Below are 20,264 nucleotides of genomic sequence, written 5' to 3'. Positions count from 1 at the left end.
GTTCGTTGTTACTACGGATCGTGCTCCGTCTGTGAGACCTCACGGGATAAGCCCCGAACCTTTCCCCGTTTACTCGCCTGATTTACGCATTGAGGTTACGGTTGCCTTTGGGACTTTGATGCCACTAGCCATCTCATCCGCTCAACACGCCTTAATATCAGGTTTCTGTCCGTCAAGCCACGGTTTCGCTATTGCTTCTTCTCGCCTGCACCTCACGGTACAAACCTTGCAAGTCGCTTTAAGGTTCGTCGGCAACTACGCCCCTCAGGACTTTCACCTGAGGTTCGGGACATGCCCGTCATACTAGTAAAGGCCTCCCGAAGGAGGCCTCTAACGTTAATCATTTATCAGATACTGCAGATCAGGGATTGAGACATACGCCGTTCGAATCGAAATTGTATGTCTTGCTGCCGATCTTCTTGGAACCTGTGACCATGACGCCGGAAGATTCAAGATAGTACCACTTACCGGAGAGCTGGAGCCAGCCGGTTGCCATGGAACCGTTGCTGTTCAGGTAATACCATGAGTTGCCGTCCTTAAACCAGCCGGTCTTCATCGCGCCGGAGCTCTCGAAATAGTACCACTTGCCCGAGATCTGCTTCCAGCCTGATACCATCGCACCGGAATTCTCGAAATAATACCACTTGCTTGAGATCTGCTTCCAGCCTGTTACCATTGCGCCGGAATTCTCGAAATAGTACCACTTGCCGGAGATCTGCTGCCAGCTTGTTACCATGACGCCGTTGGACTTCAGGTAATACCACTTGCCGGAAATCTGCTCCCAGCCTGTTGCCATGACACCGGATGTATCGAGATAGTACCAGGAAGAACCGACCTTTACCCAGCCGGTCTGCATTACGCCGCTGGTGCTGAAGTAATACCAGGAACCTTCGATCTTGGTCCAGCCTGTAGCAGCCTTGTCATCAACATAGTAGTACTTGTTGCTGCCTTCGGTTATCCAGCCGTTCTTAGGAACATATACCAAAGTGGCTTCGATAGCGATCTCGATATCTTCTTCAGGCTGAGTTACCGTATATTTTCCGCCAGCAGCGGATATCTCTGTACCGTTTACCTTGACGGAAGCTATCTCATACTTATCTGCAGCTGTTACGGTGAACTCATACTTCGTGCCGACCTTGGAGCTGCCTGTTGCGGAAATACCGCTTACTGTTACGAGATTAGAATCGTAAGTAAGAGTTACTGCGAACGTATCCTTCTTGAAAGTTACCTCGACAGTTGCATCTTCAGCGGGCATCTTAAATGTCAGGCCATCGATAGCCTCGCCGTTGACCTTAACGGTATCAAGCGTATAGCCGTCAGCAGGAGTTGCGGTAACGGTGATCTCATCGCCGTAATTTGCTGTCGTTGCCGAGACAGTTGCCGTACCGTTATTTGTCGACGCAAGAGTTACGTTATAAACGCTCTTCTTGAATGTAACTTCAACAGTCATCTCGCCTGCATCCATTACGAACGTATCGCCGTCTAAAACGGAACCGTTGACCTTGATGGTATCGACTTCGTAGCCAGTGTCAGGTGTAGTGACAACTGTGATCACGTCGTCAAAACCAGCTGTTTCAGGGAGTTCGACAGTACCGTTGACTGTCTCTGCTACAGTGATCGGGAACTGGATCTTAACGAAGTATACATCTACGACAACAGATCCTGCCGGCATTGTAAATGTATTGCCGTTGATCTTTTCGCCGTTTACGCGGATGTAATCGAACTCCGCATAAGCGTCAGGCACGAGTTTTACCGTGATCTTATCACCCATGTTTGCAGGAGATTTGGAGAATCTAGCCGTACCGTTTACAAGTTCGCCGAAGGAAAGCTTATAAGCGATCTTCTTGAATACTACTTCAACTTCAGCATTTGCTGCAGGCATCTGGAACTTCTTAGCATAGAACTTCACACCGTTGACCGAGATGTAGTCGAACTCATAACCGGTCTCAGGAGTTGCCGTGATGGTGATCTCGTCGCCTACATTTGCTGTGTTGACGGATGCTGCTGCAGTACCGCCATTGCCTGCGGTTACTGTGACCGTATAATCGATCTTTCTGCAGTAAACATTAACTGTAACGTTTGCTGCGGGCATCTGGAATGTCGTAGCCGTGTACTTTGTACCGTTTACTTCGATGTAATCGAACTCATAGCCTTCAACAGGCGTAACCGTTACCGTGATCTCGTCGCCGGCATTTGCGCCTGCAACGTTCGTCTCGGCGTCGCAGTCCTTGATGATGCCCATCGTGATCGTATAGTCGATCTTCTTGCAGTAGACGTTTACTATAACGTTCTCAGCGGGCATTACGAATACCTTGGACGTGATCTTCGTGCCGTTTACTTCGAGGTAATCGAATTCATAGCCTTCAACGGGTTCAACATTGATGGTGATCTCATCGCCTTCATTTGCAATCGTTGTGTTGGGAGCAGCTTCACAGTCCTTGATGATGTTCATCGTGATCGTGTAATCGATCTTCTTGCAGACAACATCTACAACAACATCTTTTGCGGGCATAATGAATGTGTAGCCATCGATTACTGTTCCGTTGACCTTAATGTAGTCGAGTTCATAACCTTCGACGGGGTCTACGGTTACAGTGATCTCATCGCCTACATTTGCCGTATCTGTATTCAATGAAGCGTCGCAGTTCTTAACAATGTCGAGCTTGACCGTGTAATCGATCTTCTTGCAGACAACATCTACTGCGACATCGTTTGCGGGCATTGTGAATGTGTAGCCGTCGATTACGGTTCCGTTGACCTTGATGTAGTCGAGCTCATAACCTTCTACGGGTTCAACTGTTACTGTGATCTCGTCACCTACATTTGCAGTATATGAATTAAGTGATGCGTCGCAGTTCTTGATCAGATCAAGCTTTAATCTGTAATCGATCTTCTTGCAGACAACGTCTACTGCGACATCCTTTGCGGGCATAACGAATGTGTAGCCGTCGATCACTTGGTCGTTGACCTTGATGTAGTCGAGTTCATAACCTTCTACGGGGTCTACGGTTACAGTAATCTCATCGCCTACATTTGCCGTATCTGTATTCAATGACGCGTCGCAGTTCTTGACCAGGTTGAGCTTGACCGTGTAATCGATCTTCTTGCAGACAACATCTACTGCGACATCGTTTGCGGGCATTGTGAATGTGTAGCTGTCGATTACGGTTCCGTTGACCTTGATGTAGTCGAGCTCATAACCTTCGACAGGATCGACGGTCACGGTGATCTCGTCTCCGAAGTTTGCAGTAGAAGCACTGAGAGAAGCATCACAGTTCTTTAACAGATCGAGCTTTACTCTGTAATCGGTCTTCTTGCAGAATACATTTATAGTGACGTCACCTAAAGGCATTTCGAACGTGCAACCGTTTATCATGTTTCCGTTGACAGTGATGTAATCGAGTTCGTAGCCTTCGAAAGGTTCCACGGTGACAGTGACATCTTCGAATGCATTAGCAGTATTTTTCTTCACAGACGCATTGCAATTCTCAACAGTATCGAACGTGATATTGTAATTGATCTTGTCGAATTCAACTTCAACAAAAACTTCCGTTGCAGGCATTGTGAAAGAATCATTTGTGACAGTGTAAAAATTGGATTTTTCATCATATACCGAGATTCTGGTGATCTCGTATCCAGCCGGGTAATCGTATGTCAGCGTAATCGTATCGCCATAGTGAGCAGTATTTGCAGAAGCATATGCTTTGCCGCCGCCGGCATAAAATACCCAGATGCGATAATCGCTCTGCTTAAAGAGGACTTCTACTTTGACGTTATAGTAAGGCATCTCGAAAGAATTGCCCGTTATCGCAACGCCGTCGACCTTGATGCAGTCGAGTTCATAACCTGTATCAGGTATAGCCGTGACGGTAACGGTATCACCCATCTGAGCGGTTGTGGCTGAAAGCGTCGCCGTACCGTTCTGAACATCAAGGAGAGTAACGGTAAAGTCCTGCTTTTTGAAAACGAACTCAACCGTAGTATCCTTGGCAGGCATCTTAAAACTGCCGCCTTCTATAAATTCACCGTTGACCTTTATACCATCCAATAAATAACCTTCATCCAGAATAAGCATAGAATTGATCGTCTGACCGGCTCTTGCCCTTGTAGGATCGACAAAACCTGTTCCACCAACATTATTGATTACCGTGATGTTGTATTCAGCCGGAGCAGTATAAGAGTAATCCGACTTAGCGAGCGTGAGAGCGCTCTCGGGGTAGAAATTCGTTACATCAGCATAATATTGGAATTTAGCGCCGTTTACGGTGAATCCGCTGCTTACGGAACCGGTGGAAGAACCTTTGAGAAAATACTTCTGACCGGTCCTTCCGTTTCCGCCCGGATCGGAATTCGTTACGTCGACAAGATAGTTCTTGCCGTCTTCCATGTGTACGATGTTCCACATGTGACCGCCTTCAGGAATGCTTCCGTATACGCAGATCGCATAAATGGAATCACTGTCGAAAGCGGTATTATCGCAAAGATACTGGAAAGCCTTGGAATAACCTTCACAGACAACCTTTGTGGAATCGTTGCCGTCGAAAACCCAGACGAGCTGCCATGGATTGCCGTAAGCCGCACCGTTATTAACAGCATCATGGTTGTAATCAGTCATGAGACAGATCATGTCGTTGTAATAAAGGAGCTTATTGTAGTCGTCATATCCGGCGCTGTCTCTGATTATGTTGCGCACGCTGGTTGCAGCGGCGGTAAGAGCCGTACCGAAAGTGGAATTGACTTTAAACCTATCGCCATCCTGATATTCGCTTGCAACGGAATACTTAAAATGGAAATTCGTGACTTTGATAAAACTACCGGCAGATGACGTTTCGCCCAGGATGCCGTATCCCATAGAACATCCCGCAGACTTATCGTACCAATAAAGCTCGTAAGGATGGGAGAAAAGCAATGCATCTACGAGAGCATCCTGATCGACCGGCATATGCTCTTTTACCTTCTCACGAATATTAGAGTCGCTGAAACCGGTTACACCGAGTTCATCAAATGTAAAAGTGAAACATAATGATTCTTTCGGAATAGTGATATCTGTAGATGTCTGTGTACCGGCAGCAATCTCGCAGATGACGGGACTGAGGTAATTGTATGCGGCAAGGGTGCCATCATCGAGCTGCCCCGCATAATCGTACGCATAAGTCACATCTTTGCCGAGCGACATCTTCTGCCTGATATAGCCCTCAGCCATCTCATCATTGTCGTACCCGGAATCGACTACGACATTCTCTTCTACGGTAGCGATCTCGAACGATTTAGAGTCACTTTCCGTCTTTTCCGTCTCGTCAGCGCAGACGAACATGCCGTACGACAACACGATCGCCCCGGTGACAGCTGTACTCAACAGCTTGGTAAATAACTGTTTCTTCATGTGGATCTCCTTCCAATGCCCGAATAAAAGGATAATGAAATTTTGATATTTAACATTATAACGCAGAAATGTCCAAGAAACTTTTAACAATGAGTTAAAGATTGTGGCAAGAGTGTATGCAGTAAATCTGTTCTGAAGATGACTGGTCGTCTGAATTTGCCGTAAAAACACTGCCTTCCAGTCCCTATTTGCGTGTCATATTTATCAGGGCATTTGTCGATTAATTGTGTGATTCCCTGCCGGTTTACGTAATACATTGTCGGTTTTGTGGATTTTTGTAAGGAAACTTTAGTGTTTTCATGTCGGTTCCTTGTCGTACTTTATCGCCGGGAAACAGAAAAATCTATTTGCAAGATCCGACAAGGCATCTTTGATGCAGGAGGCGGGTACCGACTCTTGCAATCCAATAAAGCACCTGCATAGGGCCCGGGCAGTCAAGGCTGGCGCAAGCCAAGGCGTCAAGCCGCGCCTTTACTGACAGGCCTGCAGGTGCTACCTCAAAGTTCACTTTTGCGGCCAATCCGTTTTTGTGTTTTATCAAAATGCGTAATTTTGTTTGTTCTAAATATGATAGTCCCATTATTGGAAGTGTTTCTATGATATGCTCTTGAAAATCAAATGTTTAAGGAGGTTTCTTTTATGACAGATTACAATGATCAGCACTACCAGGAGATCATGCAGAGGATCAGAGGTTTGAGGCTCATCGACGACGTCTTCATGACTGTCTGCTTCGACGGCAACATCGAGGGCGCGCAGCTCCTCTTGAGCATCATACTCGACAGGGACGACCTCACGGTTACTGAGGTTAAGGCTCAGAAGGTAATGAAGAACCTTAAGGGACGCGATGTTTGGCTTGACATACTTGCAACAGACAAAGAAGGCGCTCTTTACAACGTTGAAGTCCAGCGGGCTGACGCCGGAGCAGACAAAAAACGCGCACGATACCACTCGAGCATGCTCGATTCAAACATGCTGGCGCATGGCGAGGAATGGGCAGATATCAGGGAGAGTTATGTTATCTTCATAACAGAGAATGATGTCCTAGGGTTAAACAAGCCTATCTACCACATTGATAGATACATCTCCGAATGTGACTATTTGCCTTTCAACGACGGAGAGCATATCATATATGTGAACGGTGCAATGAAAGGATCTGACACGGCACTAGCCAAGCTCATGAGCGACTTCTTCTGCACGGAAGCAAAAGACATGAACTACAAGGCACTGTCTGAAAAAGTCAGATACTTCAAGGAGTCCGAGAAAGGAGTTGAGCGTATGTTTGATTCTTTGGAAGATATGAGAAACGAAGTTTGGAACGAATCAAAAAATGCGACTAGAATCGAGACAGCTCTTAAGATGCTCGCAGGTGGAAAACTTTCTTTGGAGGACATTGCTTCTTATTCCGGTCTCCCTCTCGATAAGGTAAGAGAGCTTGCAGAAGCCAAAACCGCATAAGCACTAACTGCAAATAAATGATTACATTCAAAGGATCTCATCAGAGGTCCTTTGTTTTTGAATCTGAACTGTCAAATTGCCTTTCATCGACGGAGAGCATATCATATATGTGAACGGTGCGATGAAAGGATCTGACACGGCACTAGCCAAGCTCATGAGCGACTTCTTCTGCACGGAAGCAAAAGACATGAACTATAAGGCATTGTCTGAAAAGGTCAGATACTTCAAGGAGTCTGAGAAAGGAGTTGAGCGTATGTTTGATTCTTTGGAAGATATGAGAAACGAAGCTATATATGGAAACAAGATAGAGACTGCTCTTAAGATGATTGCAAGAGGAAAACTTTCCCTAGAGGAAATTGCTGAAGATACCGGACTTCCAATTGATAAAGTAAAGGAACTTGCAGAAGCCAAAACCGCATAAGCAATACCTACAATTAACTGATTACTTTCAAAGGATCTCGTCAGAGGTCCTTTGTTTTTGAATCTGACTTCGAATTGCCTTTCAATGATGGAGAGCATATCATATATGTGAATGGTGCGATGAAAGGATCTGACACGGCACTAGCCAAGCTCATGAGCGACTTCTTCTGCACGGAAGCAAAAGACATGAACTACAAGGCACTGTCTGAAAAGGTCAGATACTTCAAGGAGTCCGAGAAAGGAGTTGAGCGTATGTTTGATTCTTTGGAAGATATGAGAAACGAAGTAAGAATCGAGACTGCTCTTAAGATGATTGAATGTGGCAAATTAACGCTTGAAGAGATTTCTCACATTTCCGGTCTCCCTCTCGATAAGGTAAGAGAACTTGCAGAAGCCAAAACCGCATAAGCAATACCTACAATTAACTGATTGCTTTCAAAGGATCTCGTCGGAGGTCCTTTGTTTTTGAATCTGACTTCGAATTGCCTTTCAATGATGGAGAGCATATCATATATGTGAATGGTGCGATGAAAGGATCTGACACGGCACTAGCCAAGCTCATGAGCGACTTCTTCTGCACGGAAGCAAAAGACATGAACTATGCGGCTTTATCTGAAAAGGTCAGATACTTCAAGGAGTCTGAGAAAGGAGTTGAGCGTATGTTTGATTCATTAGAAGATTTGAGAAACCAGGCTATACTAGAAGCAAATACTCAGACTGCTCTTAAGATGATCGCAGATGGTGTTACCCTGGAAAAGATTGCAGAGTACACCGGTCTCCCTCTCGATAAGGTAAGAGAACTTGCAGAAGCCAAAACCGCATAAGCACTAACTACAATTAACTGATTGCTTTCAAAGGATCTCGTTTGAAATCCTTTGTTTTTTTCATCAATATCAAATATTGTGTTTCAGCGCCTTTTTATTTGATCCAGGCTCCGTCGTTGCCAAGCTTATACCCGTCGATCGTGGTGTTTAAAGCCATCGCACCCGATGAATAGAAGTAATACCACTTCCCGCCTGTCTCAAGCCAGCCCGTTGCCATAGAGCCGTCAGATGTCAGGTAGTACCAGGTATTCCCTTCTTTATACCAACCGGTCTTCATGGCACCTGAAGTATCAAAGACATACCATTTGCCGCCGATCTTCTTCCAGCCAGTTACCATCGAACCCGAGACTTCGAAATAATACCACTTCCCTGATATCTGCTTCCATCCACTGACCATAGTGCCTGAAGATTCGAGATAATACCACTTGCCGGAGATCTTATTCCATCCGGTCGCCATGACACCGGAAGACTTTAAGTAGTACCACTTGCCATCCAGATCAAACCATCCCGTAGCCATAACACCCGAACCGTCGAGATAGTACCAGGAAGAGCCGTCCTTTACCCAGCCGGTCTGCATGATACCGTCAGCATTAAAGAAATACCATGAACCGGCGATCCTGTACCATCCCTTGACGGGGTTGTCGTCTTCGAAATAATACTTGTTACCGTCTTCCGTGATCCAGCCGGACTTAGGAACATAGATCTCAGACAACTCAATAACGATCTCAATGTCCTCATCAGGCTGCGTTACAGTATAGATATCATCAAACGCCGATATCTCAGCACCGTTCACCTTGACTGACAAAATCTCATAGCCTTCGACAGGAGTTACTTTGAACTCATATTTGTCGCCAAACCTGGAACTGTCTGTGGCAGCTATGCCCTCAACAGCGACCAATTCCGCGTCGTATGTCAGAGTAACAGTATAAGTTATCGCCTTGAAAGCAACTTCAACAGTTACATCTGCTGCAGGCATTGTAAATGAGTTACCGCTGATCTTCATACCATTGACTTTAATCGAATCAAGCTCATAGCCTATTGCGGGACTGACTATTACAGTGATGGCATCGCCCATATTCGCAACAGACGCCGACAGCGAAGCCGTTCCGTTCTGGACTGAGGCCAGAGTTACTTTGTATTCTGCCTTAACAAATGATGCGCTTACTTCAACGTTTTCCGCTGGCATACTGAACGATTTGCCTGAAATTGCAGTTCCATTCATCTTCAGAGTATTGAGCGTATAGCCTTCATTGGGAGTGACAGTGACAGTAATTACGTCACCGAAATTAGCCGATGTTTTTGATACTCCAATCGTTCCGCCAGATGACTGTACAACCGATATTGTATATAAGATCTTCTTGAACGTGACTTCAACAGATGTGTCGGCTGCAGGCATTGTAAATGATTTACCGCTGATCTTCGTACTATTGACCTTGATCGAATCAAGCTCATATCCGGTTGCCGGGCTGACAGTTACAGTAATAGTATCGCCCATATTGGCAACCAAAGCAGACAGTGTGGCTGTTCCGTTCTGAACTTCAGACAATGTTACGTTGTAATCAGCCTTAACGAACGTAGCGCTTACCTCAACATTATCTGCCGGCATACTGAACGAATTGCCTGAGATCGTCTCACCATTCACCTTGATGGCACTAAGCTTATAACCTTCTTCAGGTGTGGTCGTAACTGTGATCGTATCACCGTAATTTGCCGATGTCTTTGATACTCCGACAGTTCCGCCGTCTGCCTGAGCAACAGTTATCGCATAACTTATCTTTTTGAATGTGACTTCAACCGTAGTATCGGAAGCAGGCATGGTGAACGTCTTGCCACTGATCTTTGTTCCGTTTACCTTGATAGAATCAAGTTCATAACCGGTTGCAGGACTGGCGGTAACAGTAACGGTATCACCCATTTGAGCAACTGAAGCAGACAGCGTGGCTGTACCATTCTGAGCCTCAGCAAGAGTAACGTTGTAATCTGCCTTAACGAAAGTAGCATAAACAGTAACATCAGATTCAGGCATGGTAAAAGCATTATTCTTAACGCTGATCGGATTGTAGTCATGATCGTAGACTGAAATACTGTCCAGTTTATAACCTTCATCAGGAATTGACGTGATGGTGACAACATCACCGGGGTTGGCTTTGTTATCAGAGGTCTCTATAGAACCAGGACCTGTAATGCCAACGTATATACTATAAGACGCCTTTTTGAACGCAACATACACATTAACATCGTGTGCAGGCATCGTGAAAGTATTTCCCGTAATGATCTCGTCATCCACTTTAATATAGTCCAACACATACCCGTTTCTCGGGATAGCATTGATCGTAGCTGTGGCTCCCTCAGGCAACTTGCCCGGATACGATACTCCACCACCGTAAGGATCAAAGTCGACACTTATCCAATATCGGATCTTTGCACAAACGACATTAATAAAGACATTTTCAGAAGGCATCGTAAATGTGTTTCCATAAATAACCGTATCGTTTACGGTTATATAATTTAATTCATATCCTTCTTTAGGAGTTACTGTTACAGTTATCTCTTCACCTTCAAGAGCAGAATCCTTGGATAAGACCGCGCTCCCGTTACTTACGGAAGAAAGCACCACGCTGTGTTTTCCGTCAGGATCGACATACACATAATCTGATGACGCAAGAGAAACGGTATCTTCTCCGTAATAATCCACCAGAGCAGGATTATACTTATACAGTTTATTGTTAACTGTATATCCTGAACTGGCAGAACCTGAAGTTGCACCCTTCAAAAAATTCTTTATACCGAAATTTCCGTCTCCGCCGGGATCACTATGGGTAACGTCTACCAGGTAATTACTCCCGTCATCCATATGGACGAGATTCCACATGTGTCCTCCATCATTACAGGAACCATATAAAGAAAGAACATATAAGGAATCGTCACGGAAAGCGGAATTGTCGCACAGATATTGGAAAGCTTTCGCATAACCTTCGCAAACGACCTTGGTGGAATCATCTCCGTCAAAAACCCAGATTAACTGCCAGGGATTGCCATAAGGAGTATCTGTGTTCTCGTATGCCGGGTAATTATAGTCTGTCAAAAGACATATCTTATTGTTATAAGCCAGGAGTTTATGGTAATCGTCAAGACCGGCATATTCATTGATTATACTCCTGACATTAGCAGCAGCACTGTTAACCGCTTCTCCAAAAACTGAATTCACAGTCTTATCGTCACCGTCCTGATATTCTTCAGAAACACAAAAAGTAACTTTATAGTTATACAAATGTATATACGATGAGCCTTTCCGAGAAAGTTTATAAGCTGTAGAACAACCCTTTGTCTTATCATACCAATACATCTCATAAGGGCATGTTTCAATAAAAGAAAGCCAAAGCTTTGTTGTATCCACCGGGAAATGATTTTTTACTGCAGCAGTTATCTCCTGATTTGTAGCTGTAGTAAGATCTTCAAGTCCAAGATCTTCTGCAGTTAGATCAATAGACAAAACATCTTCCGGAATCGTAATTACAGTACTCGTGCGTTCCCCGTTGGCGATCTCTGAAATAAACGGCAAAAGATAGTTGTACACTACAAGTTCATAACCGGAAAGATTTGCCTCATAATCGAATTTGTTATAGCAGACTGGTTTACCTAGCGAAAGTTTCTGATATATGAACCCTTCAGCCAACTCGTAATCGTCATAATCGACATCGACCGAGACGGGATCTTCAACAACAATTATATCCGAATTTTCTTCTGCGAACTCCTGATCATCTGTCTCAACGGCAAATACACACATGCCATAGGACAACACAACCGATAAAGAAATCAATGAACTCAAGGATCTGAGCAAAAATCGTTTCTTCATAAGGATCCTCCTTCGAGCAAATAGTCAAAAAGGATAACTGAAAACATTTAATATGAGTATTTTACTCCTAGACAGAAGCATAAGAACAGACAAGAAAAGTGAACAATTCTTTACCTGGCAGTAAAACATCAGGGGTTGGGCATCACACAAAACATGTCAAAACACATAAGAAAAACCATATTCTCATTAAAATATTAAGAAAATAGTAAGGTTTAAGCGTTTGCGCCATAATAACAATAATGTTAATATCTCTTTATCCTAAATATAAGTCTTATGGAGGGTAATATAATGTTTTGTACTAATTGCGGATCACAGTTTGAAGACGGCAATGTTTTCTGCCCCAACTGCGGAACAAAGGTAGAATCCGTTGCTCAACCTATCGCAGAACCCGCTCCTGTAGCTCAGCCTATCGCAGAGCCCGTACCTGTTGCAGCTCCCGTCGAGGCAGCACCCGTTGCTGCTATTCCTGTTGCAGCAGCAGCTCCCGTTGAGCCTGCTTACCAGGCAGCACCCGCTCCCGCACCTGCTCCTCAGGCAGTTCCCGTAGCTCCGGTTCAGCCGGTTTATGCTCAGCCTGCTACACCCGTTGCACCTGTCGGCATGGGCATGGGAGCAAACAATCCCGAGCTTGCAAAGAACATCCTCATCCTCGGCATCGTAGCAGTAGCTCTTGCCTGCTCATTCTACTTCAGCATCGGCGGTATCATCTGCGGCGCTATCGGTCTTTCCAAGTCCAAGAAGTTCATTGAGGAATGCGGACAGCTCTTTGGTAAAGCAAAGATCGGTAAGTATCTCTCACTCGGCGGACTCATCGGTGGCTGCGTACTCGGAGCTATCGCCGTATTCTATATCGGATTGATCGTCCTCGCTGCAATTGCAGAGGGAATCGGTTAAGCAACAAGCAAGACAAGAAAAAGTTCGGGGCTGTTCCATACGGAGCAGCCCTTATTAATTTTATGCAATTTTCCTTCCGCGCTTCGCTTGGAGCGCCGGCCGCGTCCTGAAGAGACGTTACCCTTCATGCCGCGCCCGGCATGAAAAACATCCTGATCAAAGGGATCTTAAAGACTCAGCCTATTACTTCTCTAAGGATCTGAACAGTATGAGCCAGACCTTCTTCTGTCGTGAAACACGGTTCGAAGCCCAGTGCAAAAAGCTTTTCGCCATCAAGAGAGGAATTGTTCATGGGGTTATCCTGAGCCCGCTCTTCATCAGTCGGTTCCTGATAGGATAACGATGTGCCCGCCGCCTTTGTAACAATGGCAGCCATCTCTCTTATAGATGTCGTCTCTTTGCCGCAGACATTATATGCCTCGCCTGAATTACCCTTACCGAGTATCGTAAGGAGTGCCACAGCACAGTCGATGCTGTACATGTTGGATCTTATCTGGCTCCCGGAACTTGTTAAGATGAGGGATTTTCCCCTTGCAACCTCATATGGGAAGAACGAAGATACGCGCCTGTCCTTGACGGAAGCGCCGGGGCCGAATATGTGACCCGGACGTGCGATCATTGTCCTGACGCCGTATTCTTCGGCATATGAACAGCAAAGTGTCTCTGCTGCCCTCTTTGAATTTGAATACGAAGATCTTACCTTTAAAAGGTCGACAAACCCGTAATCTGTTTCTTTATAAGGCTTTGACGTCTCTTTTACGCCGTAGACTTCACTCGATGACAGATAAAGAACACCTGAAACTTCATGGTCCTTTGCATATGACAGAAGGTTATTGATACCTTCAAAATTCATAAGCATGGTCTCCACTGCCTTATTTACATAGAGTTCGGGGCTGGCGTTGCCCGCACAGTGGATGATGTAATCGACGGGAACGTCAAAAGATATAGGCTCAAGTGCATCGTAGTATAACCACTTCACATATTCGGAACCGCCGAAACGCTCAGTTACCTTGACTTCATCTCTTGATGCAACATAAATGACAGTACCGGCTGAATTGACCTCATTGTTCATGAGGATCAGGTCAACGACTGCAGAACCGATAAGGCCCGTGCCGCCCGTGATAAGCAGCTTTTTGCCGTTAAGGAAACTGAGATCAGCGGCAGATGCAGCCTTTTTCAGGTCTTCGATGTAGATGGACGATTCCAGGATCCTCATGTCAATCCTTGATCCATTCTTCGTTCTTGGCAGCGAGAAGCGCCTTGAAGATCTCTATGTCTTCCGTGGTCGTGATCTTGATGTTCTTCTCGGAACCTTTGGAGAAATAAGTCTTCTTGCCGAGCATTGCCATGAGCTGGCAGGAAGCAGCCATGTTGGTGATGCCTCGCTTCTTTGCTTCCTCATGAGCCGCGATAAGCTCGCCAAGACGGTATGTATGCGGCGTCTGTGTCCTCCAGAGTTCTTCTCTGGGGATCGTCTTGTCGGATTCGCTGCCGTCAGGTGATACGAAAACGACTTCCGTACAAGGGATCGCAGCGACGGCGGAACCGTATTCTTTGAACTTTACGAAACTGTCGGTGATGATGTCGAGTCCCAGCATCGGACGGTTGCCGTCGTGAACAAGGACGATATCGTCATCAGCAGAATTCTCTTTGATCGCCATAAGACCGTTATAGATGGATTCCTGACCGGAATCGCCGCCTACGGTGACATATTTGAGCTTGGTGATGTTGAACTGCTTGGCATATGCCCAGAGCACTTCTTCCCAGCCCTTTAAGATGACGACGCAGATCTCGTCGACATTAGGATGCTGCTGGAACACTTCCATCGTATATATGATGATAGGCTTGTTATTAACATGCAGAAACTGCTTCGGGATATCCTGATGAGTCCTTGAACCCACACCGCCGGCAGTAAGTAAAGCTACGCTCTTCATTAATTAAAGACCTCTCAAAAGGTAATTTCACAAAAAATCTTATATCAAAAGGGATAATCTTTCAAATCTGAGGGAATAGTTCGGGTCAGGCATGCATAACGCCTATTACAAATTCAAATTCTTCCTTGTTCATACGGCACCTACAGCCTTTGTTGCAACAACAGGAATACCAGTTTCCGCACAGTCTTCGATCAGCACGTCACCGATATTTACGGGTGCTGAACATGAAGCGGCATTAACGGCTGCCATCACTTCAAATATCTTATCCTTCGGAACGGGAGACTTTGTCTTGCAGCTGACTCTGTCAGATACACCGCCTGTAACCTTGATCGTTGTGGTAACAGTCCTTACGGGAGATGTCACTTCGGCACGGGCATATATTTCACCGCGCTTGCAGGTGTTGCCTTTAACCTCAACAACTTCGGTGCCTTCCATGGAAACGGTAATCCTGCAGCCCATCGGGCAGTTTATGCATGTAAGTTCTCTGATCTCCATATCAGTTCTCCGTTATCTCAACAAGGATCTCACCGGTCGACGCGCTGAGATCGGTCTTTTTCAGGATAACCTGTTCCATCTCTCCGGGAGTTATTATCTGTTTCTTTCTGTGAAGGATACGGTTACCGTCAACCACAACATCTATATATGAATCCTTATAGACATTGCCCGATCTGAACCTTATCGTCAGATTGTCTTCCAGAAGATCTGGCCTTACGAATGAAGGCACCGTATATCTGACGCCGTTTCCGTTTCTTATCTGTATGACGGCTCCTGACGGATCAACAGAAGATCTCACAAATCTAGCTGCACTCCGCCCTGCCCTTGCCGATTCTTCGGAAACGTAATCGACCAGGTCGTGAACGTGAAGGACATTGCCGCAGGCAAAGACTCCGGGAACGGAAGTCTCAAAGGATTCATTGACGACAGGGCCGTTCGTTGCGGGATTGATCTTTACGTCACAGGCACGTGACAGTTCATTCTCAGGTATGAGGCCGCACGAGAGGAGAAGCGTATCACAGGAGATCTCTTCTTCGCTCCCCGGTATCGGCTTCAGATCTGGACCGACTTCGGCTATGACGACCGAAGTCACTCTTTCTTTGCCTTTTATATCAACTACCGTATGTGACAAAAGGAGCGGTATGCCAAAATCATCAAGACACTGGACGATGTTGCGCTTTAAGCCGCCCGAATAAGGCATAAGCTCACAGACCGCCTTTACCTTTGCACCTTCCAATGTCATGCGGCGCGCCATGATGAGGCCAATGTCGCCCGAACCCAGGATAACGACTTCCTTACCGGGCATATAACCTTCGATGTTAACCAGACGCTGGGCAGTTCCTGCCGTAAACACGCCAGCCGGCCTTAGGCCAGGAATATTAAGAGCTCCTCTCGGACGCTCACGGCAGCCCATGCAGAGCACTATTGCTCCGCACTCCACATCAAAGACCCCTTCAGTGCTGTTAACCGCTGTAACAAGATCCGATGAAACGTTTAGGACCATGGTATCCAGCATATATCTGATGTTGAGTTCCGAAAGACGCGATTCGAATCTTGCGGCATATTCCGGACCTGTTAGTTCTTCCTTGAAAGTATGCAGGCCGAAGCCGTTATGTATGCACTGATTTAGGATGCCTCCTAATTCCCTGTCACGCTCAAGTATAAGGACATCAAGTGAACTGTCTGCTTCTGCAGCGGCTATCGCAGCCGCAAGACCAGCGGGACCGCCGCCGACGATTACTATATCAGCTTTCATCTTTAGTCCTCCCCGTTACGATCTTTGAAGAACCGCCGCTCTTGGTAAGCTTATCCAGAGGAGTACCGAGTTCACGGCTTAATATCTCCATTACTCTGGGCGAACAGAATCCGCCCTGGCATCTTCCCATTCCCGCTCTCGTTCTGCGTTTTACACCGTCCAATGACCGTGCGCCCAGCGGTCGGCGGATGGCATCTATTATCTCGCCTTCGGTTATGGTCTCGCATCTGCAAATTATGCGTCCGTACTCGGGATGAGCGCTGATAAGCGCGTCTCTTTCAGCATCAGGAAGTTCAAAAGGTTTTACAACATCACGGCAGGTTCCGTACCAGGAACTCTTCAATGACAGTCCTAGTTTGGCGGATACAAGTGATGCCATGTATTCACCTATGGCAGGACATGCGGTAAGTCCCGGTGATTCTATGCCTGCGCAGTCAAAGAACCCGGGACAGTCAGATACTTCTTCAAGTATGAATTCACCGCCGTCCTCATGTGCACGCAGACCTGAAAAGCCCGTGATAACCTGTTTAATCGGAAGACCCGTGACATTCTTCATGGCCCCTGCCATGACCTTGTCTATGCCTTCAGCGGTAACCGGAGCTTCATCCTTGCTGTAATTCTCAATGGCGGTAGGCCCTGCAAGTATATTGCCGTGAACGGTGGGCGTTACGAGTATTCCCTTTCCCAAAGCTGTCGGTTGCGGGAATATGACGTGGTTTACAAAACCGGAGCACGACCGGTCCAGAAGGACGTAGTCTCCTCTTCTAGGAGTTATATGGAGTTTTTCAGATGAGACCATGTTATGGATCTCGTCGGAATGACATCCTGCAGCGTTTATAACCGCAGAACATTCATATGTAGTAATCGAAGTCTCTATAGTAAAGCCTGAATCTGAAGGCTGAACTGAAAGAACGGGACTGTCAAAGACAAAATCGACTCCGTTCTGGCAGGCGCACTCCGCAAGAGCTATGTTGAGCCTGAACGGACAGATGATGCCTGCCGTAGGAGCATAGAGCGCACAGACAATAGAATCGGAGATATTGGGTTCCAATTCGATGACTTCCTCGCGGGAGAGTATCTTCATGTCCGGCACACCGTTGGCAAGTCCTCTTTGATACAGTTCTTCAATGCCTGATCTTTGAGATTCATCGGTACATACGACGAGAGAACCTATACGTTTAAATGGAATGTCCAGGTCGGAGCAAAGATCCGTCATGAGGTCATTTCCTCTTATGTTCATCTTTGCTTTGAGAGTACCGGGCTTTGCATCGTATCCGGCATGAACTATACCGCTGTTGGCTTTGGAAGTGCCGCAGCATACGTCTTCATCCTTCTCGATGACAAGGACCCTACAGTTGAACTTTGATAGTTCACGGGCGACCGCGCATCCTGTGACGCCGGCGCCGATGATTATGATGTCATAAGATGTATTCACGGTAAGCCACCTCTGAATACAAGTATAAACTTAAGTGAGCAGTATTTCTTACAAACTGCTTAAATAATTCATGAAGTTTTGCTTATTCTCCAGAGCGGTAGTCGTAGGTCTGCCGAGATCGTCCCTTGCTCCTATGGAGCACTTAACTTCGATAAGCGAGAGACATCCGCGTGTTTTGGCGGATTCAAGCTCAGCGTCAAGAGAATCAAAAGAGTCAACGGATACCGCATAAGGATAACCGCATGCCTTCGCAACGCCTACAATGTCTATCTGCCCTGCGACCGTCGGCATTCCGCCTACAGTCTCATGTGCGCTGTTGTTGATGACGACATGGATTAGATTTGAAGGCTTGTTGGCGCCTATGACCGCCATTGAGCCCATGTGCATGAGTGCGGCGCCGTCACCGTCCACACACCAGATGCGTGTATCAGGCTTGTTGAATGCAATGCCGAGAGCTATGGAAGATGAATGCCCCATTGATCCGACGGTAAGGAAATCGTACTGATGTCCCTGTCCGTTGGCTTCCCTGATCTCGAAAAGCTCTCTTGAAGCCTTTCCGGTCGTGGATACGATAGGGTCCGAACCGGAAGCAGAGACTATATGTCTTATGATCTCTTCACGGACCATCTTATTGTCATTGCTGTAATCTACAGAAGGAGCATCGGAAAGAGCGCCCTTGCGGATAACAAAAGCCACACTCTTGCCTGCTGCGAGAACACTACGGAAATCTTCCATTGCAGAAGAAAGCTCTTCTTCTGTCGTTTCCTTGCCAACGATAAAGCTCTTTATATCCATATCTTCAAGGAGCTTAACGGTGACTTCACCCTGATAGATGTGCTGCGGTTCATCGTGGATGCCGGGCTCGCCCCTCCAGCCAACGACGAAGATGACCGGGATCGCATAGACCTTGTCGTTTAAAAGGCTCGCAACGGGATTGATTATGTTGCCCTCGCCCGAGTTCTGCATATATACGACAGGGACCTTGCCCGTTGCCAGGTGATAGCCAGCTGCAAGAGCCGTGCAGTTTCCCTCATTTGCCGCGATAACGTGATGCGCGGAATCGATGCCGTACTCGGCCATGAGATAATTGCATAAAGCCTTGAGCTGGGAATCGGGTACTCCCGTATAAAAATCAGCGCCTAATATATCTACAAAACTTTTTACCTTCATATAAAAACTCCTATAGGTCAGACATTTAATATCTTACGGTAAAGATCCTTTATCTTATCTGTATCGAGCTTAACGGGGTGATTTTTAAGCCTTACGGGATTTACGCCCGAACAGAGAATATCGATCTCTTCGGGATTTGATTCGGGAATGGCAAGCTCGAGCTTATCGAATATCTCCTTGAGTTTATTGCACGCGTCTTCAACGCTCTTTTCACCCATAGCAGCTGCTATCTCTGAAAAGACTCCCTTCAGATATTCCGTGCCTCTTGGATCGATGCACTCGAGAGAATCAATGTTCTCGACCATCCACGGGAAGAGTATCCTGTCACACAATACGGCCGCATGTCCGTGCGCTACACCGTATAGGGATGTGATCTTATAACACATAGCGTGTCCTGCTGTAGTCTGTGTTATGTTTATTGCCTTGCCGGCATCGTAAGCGGCATTGAGCATACCGGCCATACATCCGATATCACCTTTTAAGTAACCGTCGAGATTCGTTATGACGCCTTCAATCGCGGCATCGGAATAGACCTTGCTCTCGTCATTGCTGTTGACGCTCCAGAAAGACTCTATCGCATGGCACAGAGCGTCCATCGCCGTTGCTTTCTTCTGATAAGCAGGCAGAGTCATGAGGCATGAAGGATCGTGCAGTATGAACGAAGGAATAATCGACTCGCTCGTAATGCTCTGCTTTGCACCTTTATAGTATATGACCGCATATCTCGTCGCTTCCGAACCCGTGCCTGCGGTGGTCGGCATCGCAAGGAAAGGAATATCATTCGGAACAATGGTCTGGTTCAGGAATGACCCGTCTTCCCCGTCGCCTTCCATGTTCGAATAGAGCTTGATGCACTTGGCAACGTCCATGGACGAGCCTCCGCCTATGGCGAAAATCGCATCACAGCCGTTGCCGCGGAAGGCCTTCACGCCTTCAACAACACTGTCGTATACGGGATTAGGGACGAAATCAGAGAAACGGACAAAGTTGACTCCGTTCTTCTCGAGCTCCGATATCTTGGCACTTATCGAAGGCAGATACTTGATGGAATCGTCGCACACCAAAAGGATGCAGGACTTATCCTTAACCCACTCTTCGAGTTCTGAATAGTTGTCTGCAGCTGAGATTATCTTCTGTGTCATA

Annotated in this window: 14 protein-coding genes; 5 read left to right on the top strand and 9 right to left on the bottom strand. The window is 46.4% G+C overall.

Translation table 11 applies throughout. The annotated features are described in order from the left end of the window. Window positions 1-361 precede the first annotated feature (361 nt). Entirely contained in the window at window positions 362-5,383 is a 5,022-nt protein-coding gene (locus BO18_RS00930; protein ID WP_034442452.1) for an InlB B-repeat-containing protein, read from the bottom strand. 639 nt (window positions 5,384-6,022) lie between these two features. Between BO18_RS00930 and BO18_RS00925 the strand changes: the two genes are divergently transcribed. From BO18_RS00925 to BO18_RS00910, 4 genes are all read left to right on the top strand, one after another. Further along, window positions 6,023-6,838, top strand: coding sequence for a PD-(D/E)XK nuclease family transposase (locus BO18_RS00925; protein WP_051688394.1), 816 nt, complete (start codon window positions 6,023-6,025; stop codon window positions 6,836-6,838). A 121-nt stretch (window positions 6,839-6,959) separates the two neighbouring features. Then, entirely contained in the window at window positions 6,960-7,259 is a 300-nt protein-coding gene (locus tag BO18_RS00920; protein WP_242856499.1) for a hypothetical protein, read from the top strand. A gap of 119 nt (window positions 7,260-7,378) precedes the next feature. Further along, window positions 7,379-7,666 carry a hypothetical protein gene (locus BO18_RS00915; RefSeq protein ID WP_185752307.1) on the top strand — a complete coding sequence of 96 codons (288 nt, stop codon included), beginning with the start codon at window positions 7,379-7,381 and terminating at the stop codon, window positions 7,664-7,666. A 119-nt stretch (window positions 7,667-7,785) separates the two neighbouring features. Then, window positions 7,786-8,082, top strand: coding sequence for a hypothetical protein (locus BO18_RS00910; RefSeq protein ID WP_185752306.1), 297 nt, complete (start codon window positions 7,786-7,788; stop codon window positions 8,080-8,082). Window positions 8,083-8,176: 94 nt separating this feature from the next. Here the strand turns inward: BO18_RS00910 and BO18_RS32205 are convergent, their stop codons facing one another. Then, window positions 8,177-11,938 (bottom strand): InlB B-repeat-containing protein, encoded by a 3,762-nt coding sequence (locus BO18_RS32205; RefSeq protein WP_051688390.1) that lies wholly within the window; start codon window positions 11,936-11,938, stop codon window positions 8,177-8,179. Window positions 11,939-12,226: 288 nt separating this feature from the next. Here BO18_RS32205 and BO18_RS00900 point away from each other — a divergent pair, with 288 nt between their 5' ends. Continuing rightward, on the top strand, window positions 12,227-12,832 hold the full coding sequence (locus BO18_RS00900) for a zinc-ribbon domain-containing protein (protein ID WP_034442446.1): 606 nt from the start codon (window positions 12,227-12,229) through the stop codon (window positions 12,830-12,832). Between the two features lie 175 nt (window positions 12,833-13,007). Here the strand turns inward: BO18_RS00900 and BO18_RS00895 are convergent, their stop codons facing one another. The 7 genes from BO18_RS00895 to BO18_RS00865 all read right to left on the bottom strand — a co-directional run bounded on the left by BO18_RS00895 (window position 13,008) and on the right by BO18_RS00865 (window position 20,263). Further along, window positions 13,008-14,048 carry an NAD-dependent epimerase/dehydratase family protein gene (locus BO18_RS00895; protein WP_051688389.1) on the bottom strand — a complete coding sequence of 347 codons (1,041 nt, stop codon included), beginning with the start codon at window positions 14,046-14,048 and terminating at the stop codon, window positions 13,008-13,010. A 1-nt stretch (window position 14,049) separates the two neighbouring features. Beyond that, window positions 14,050-14,766 carry an IspD/TarI family cytidylyltransferase gene (locus tag BO18_RS00890; protein WP_034442443.1) on the bottom strand — a complete coding sequence of 239 codons (717 nt, stop codon included), beginning with the start codon at window positions 14,764-14,766 and terminating at the stop codon, window positions 14,050-14,052. 129 nt (window positions 14,767-14,895) lie between these two features. Continuing rightward, on the bottom strand, window positions 14,896-15,261 hold the full coding sequence (locus BO18_RS00885) for a DUF1667 domain-containing protein (protein WP_034442440.1): 366 nt from the start codon (window positions 15,259-15,261) through the stop codon (window positions 14,896-14,898). A 1-nt stretch (window position 15,262) separates the two neighbouring features. After that, complete coding sequence (locus tag BO18_RS00880) at window positions 15,263-16,516, bottom strand: NAD(P)/FAD-dependent oxidoreductase (RefSeq protein ID WP_034442438.1); 1,254 nt, start codon at window positions 16,514-16,516, stop codon at window positions 15,263-15,265. Beyond that, on the bottom strand, window positions 16,506-17,951 hold the full coding sequence (locus tag BO18_RS00875) for an NAD(P)/FAD-dependent oxidoreductase (RefSeq protein ID WP_034442435.1): 1,446 nt from the start codon (window positions 17,949-17,951) through the stop codon (window positions 16,506-16,508). The genes BO18_RS00880 and BO18_RS00875 overlap by 11 nt, the downstream gene beginning before the upstream one ends. A 48-nt stretch (window positions 17,952-17,999) precedes the next feature. Further along, entirely contained in the window at window positions 18,000-19,121 is a 1,122-nt protein-coding gene (gene aepY, locus BO18_RS00870; RefSeq protein WP_034442431.1) for a phosphonopyruvate decarboxylase, read from the bottom strand. A gap of 17 nt (window positions 19,122-19,138) precedes the next feature. After that, window positions 19,139-20,263: a phosphonoacetaldehyde reductase gene (locus BO18_RS00865; protein ID WP_034442428.1), complete on the bottom strand. Its 1,125-nt coding sequence runs from the start codon at window positions 20,261-20,263 to the stop codon at window positions 19,139-19,141. Window position 20,264 lies beyond the last annotated feature (1 nt).

Source organism: Butyrivibrio sp. AE2032, from assembly GCF_000702965.1.
This window is presented reverse-complemented; position numbering and strand designations above follow the sequence as displayed.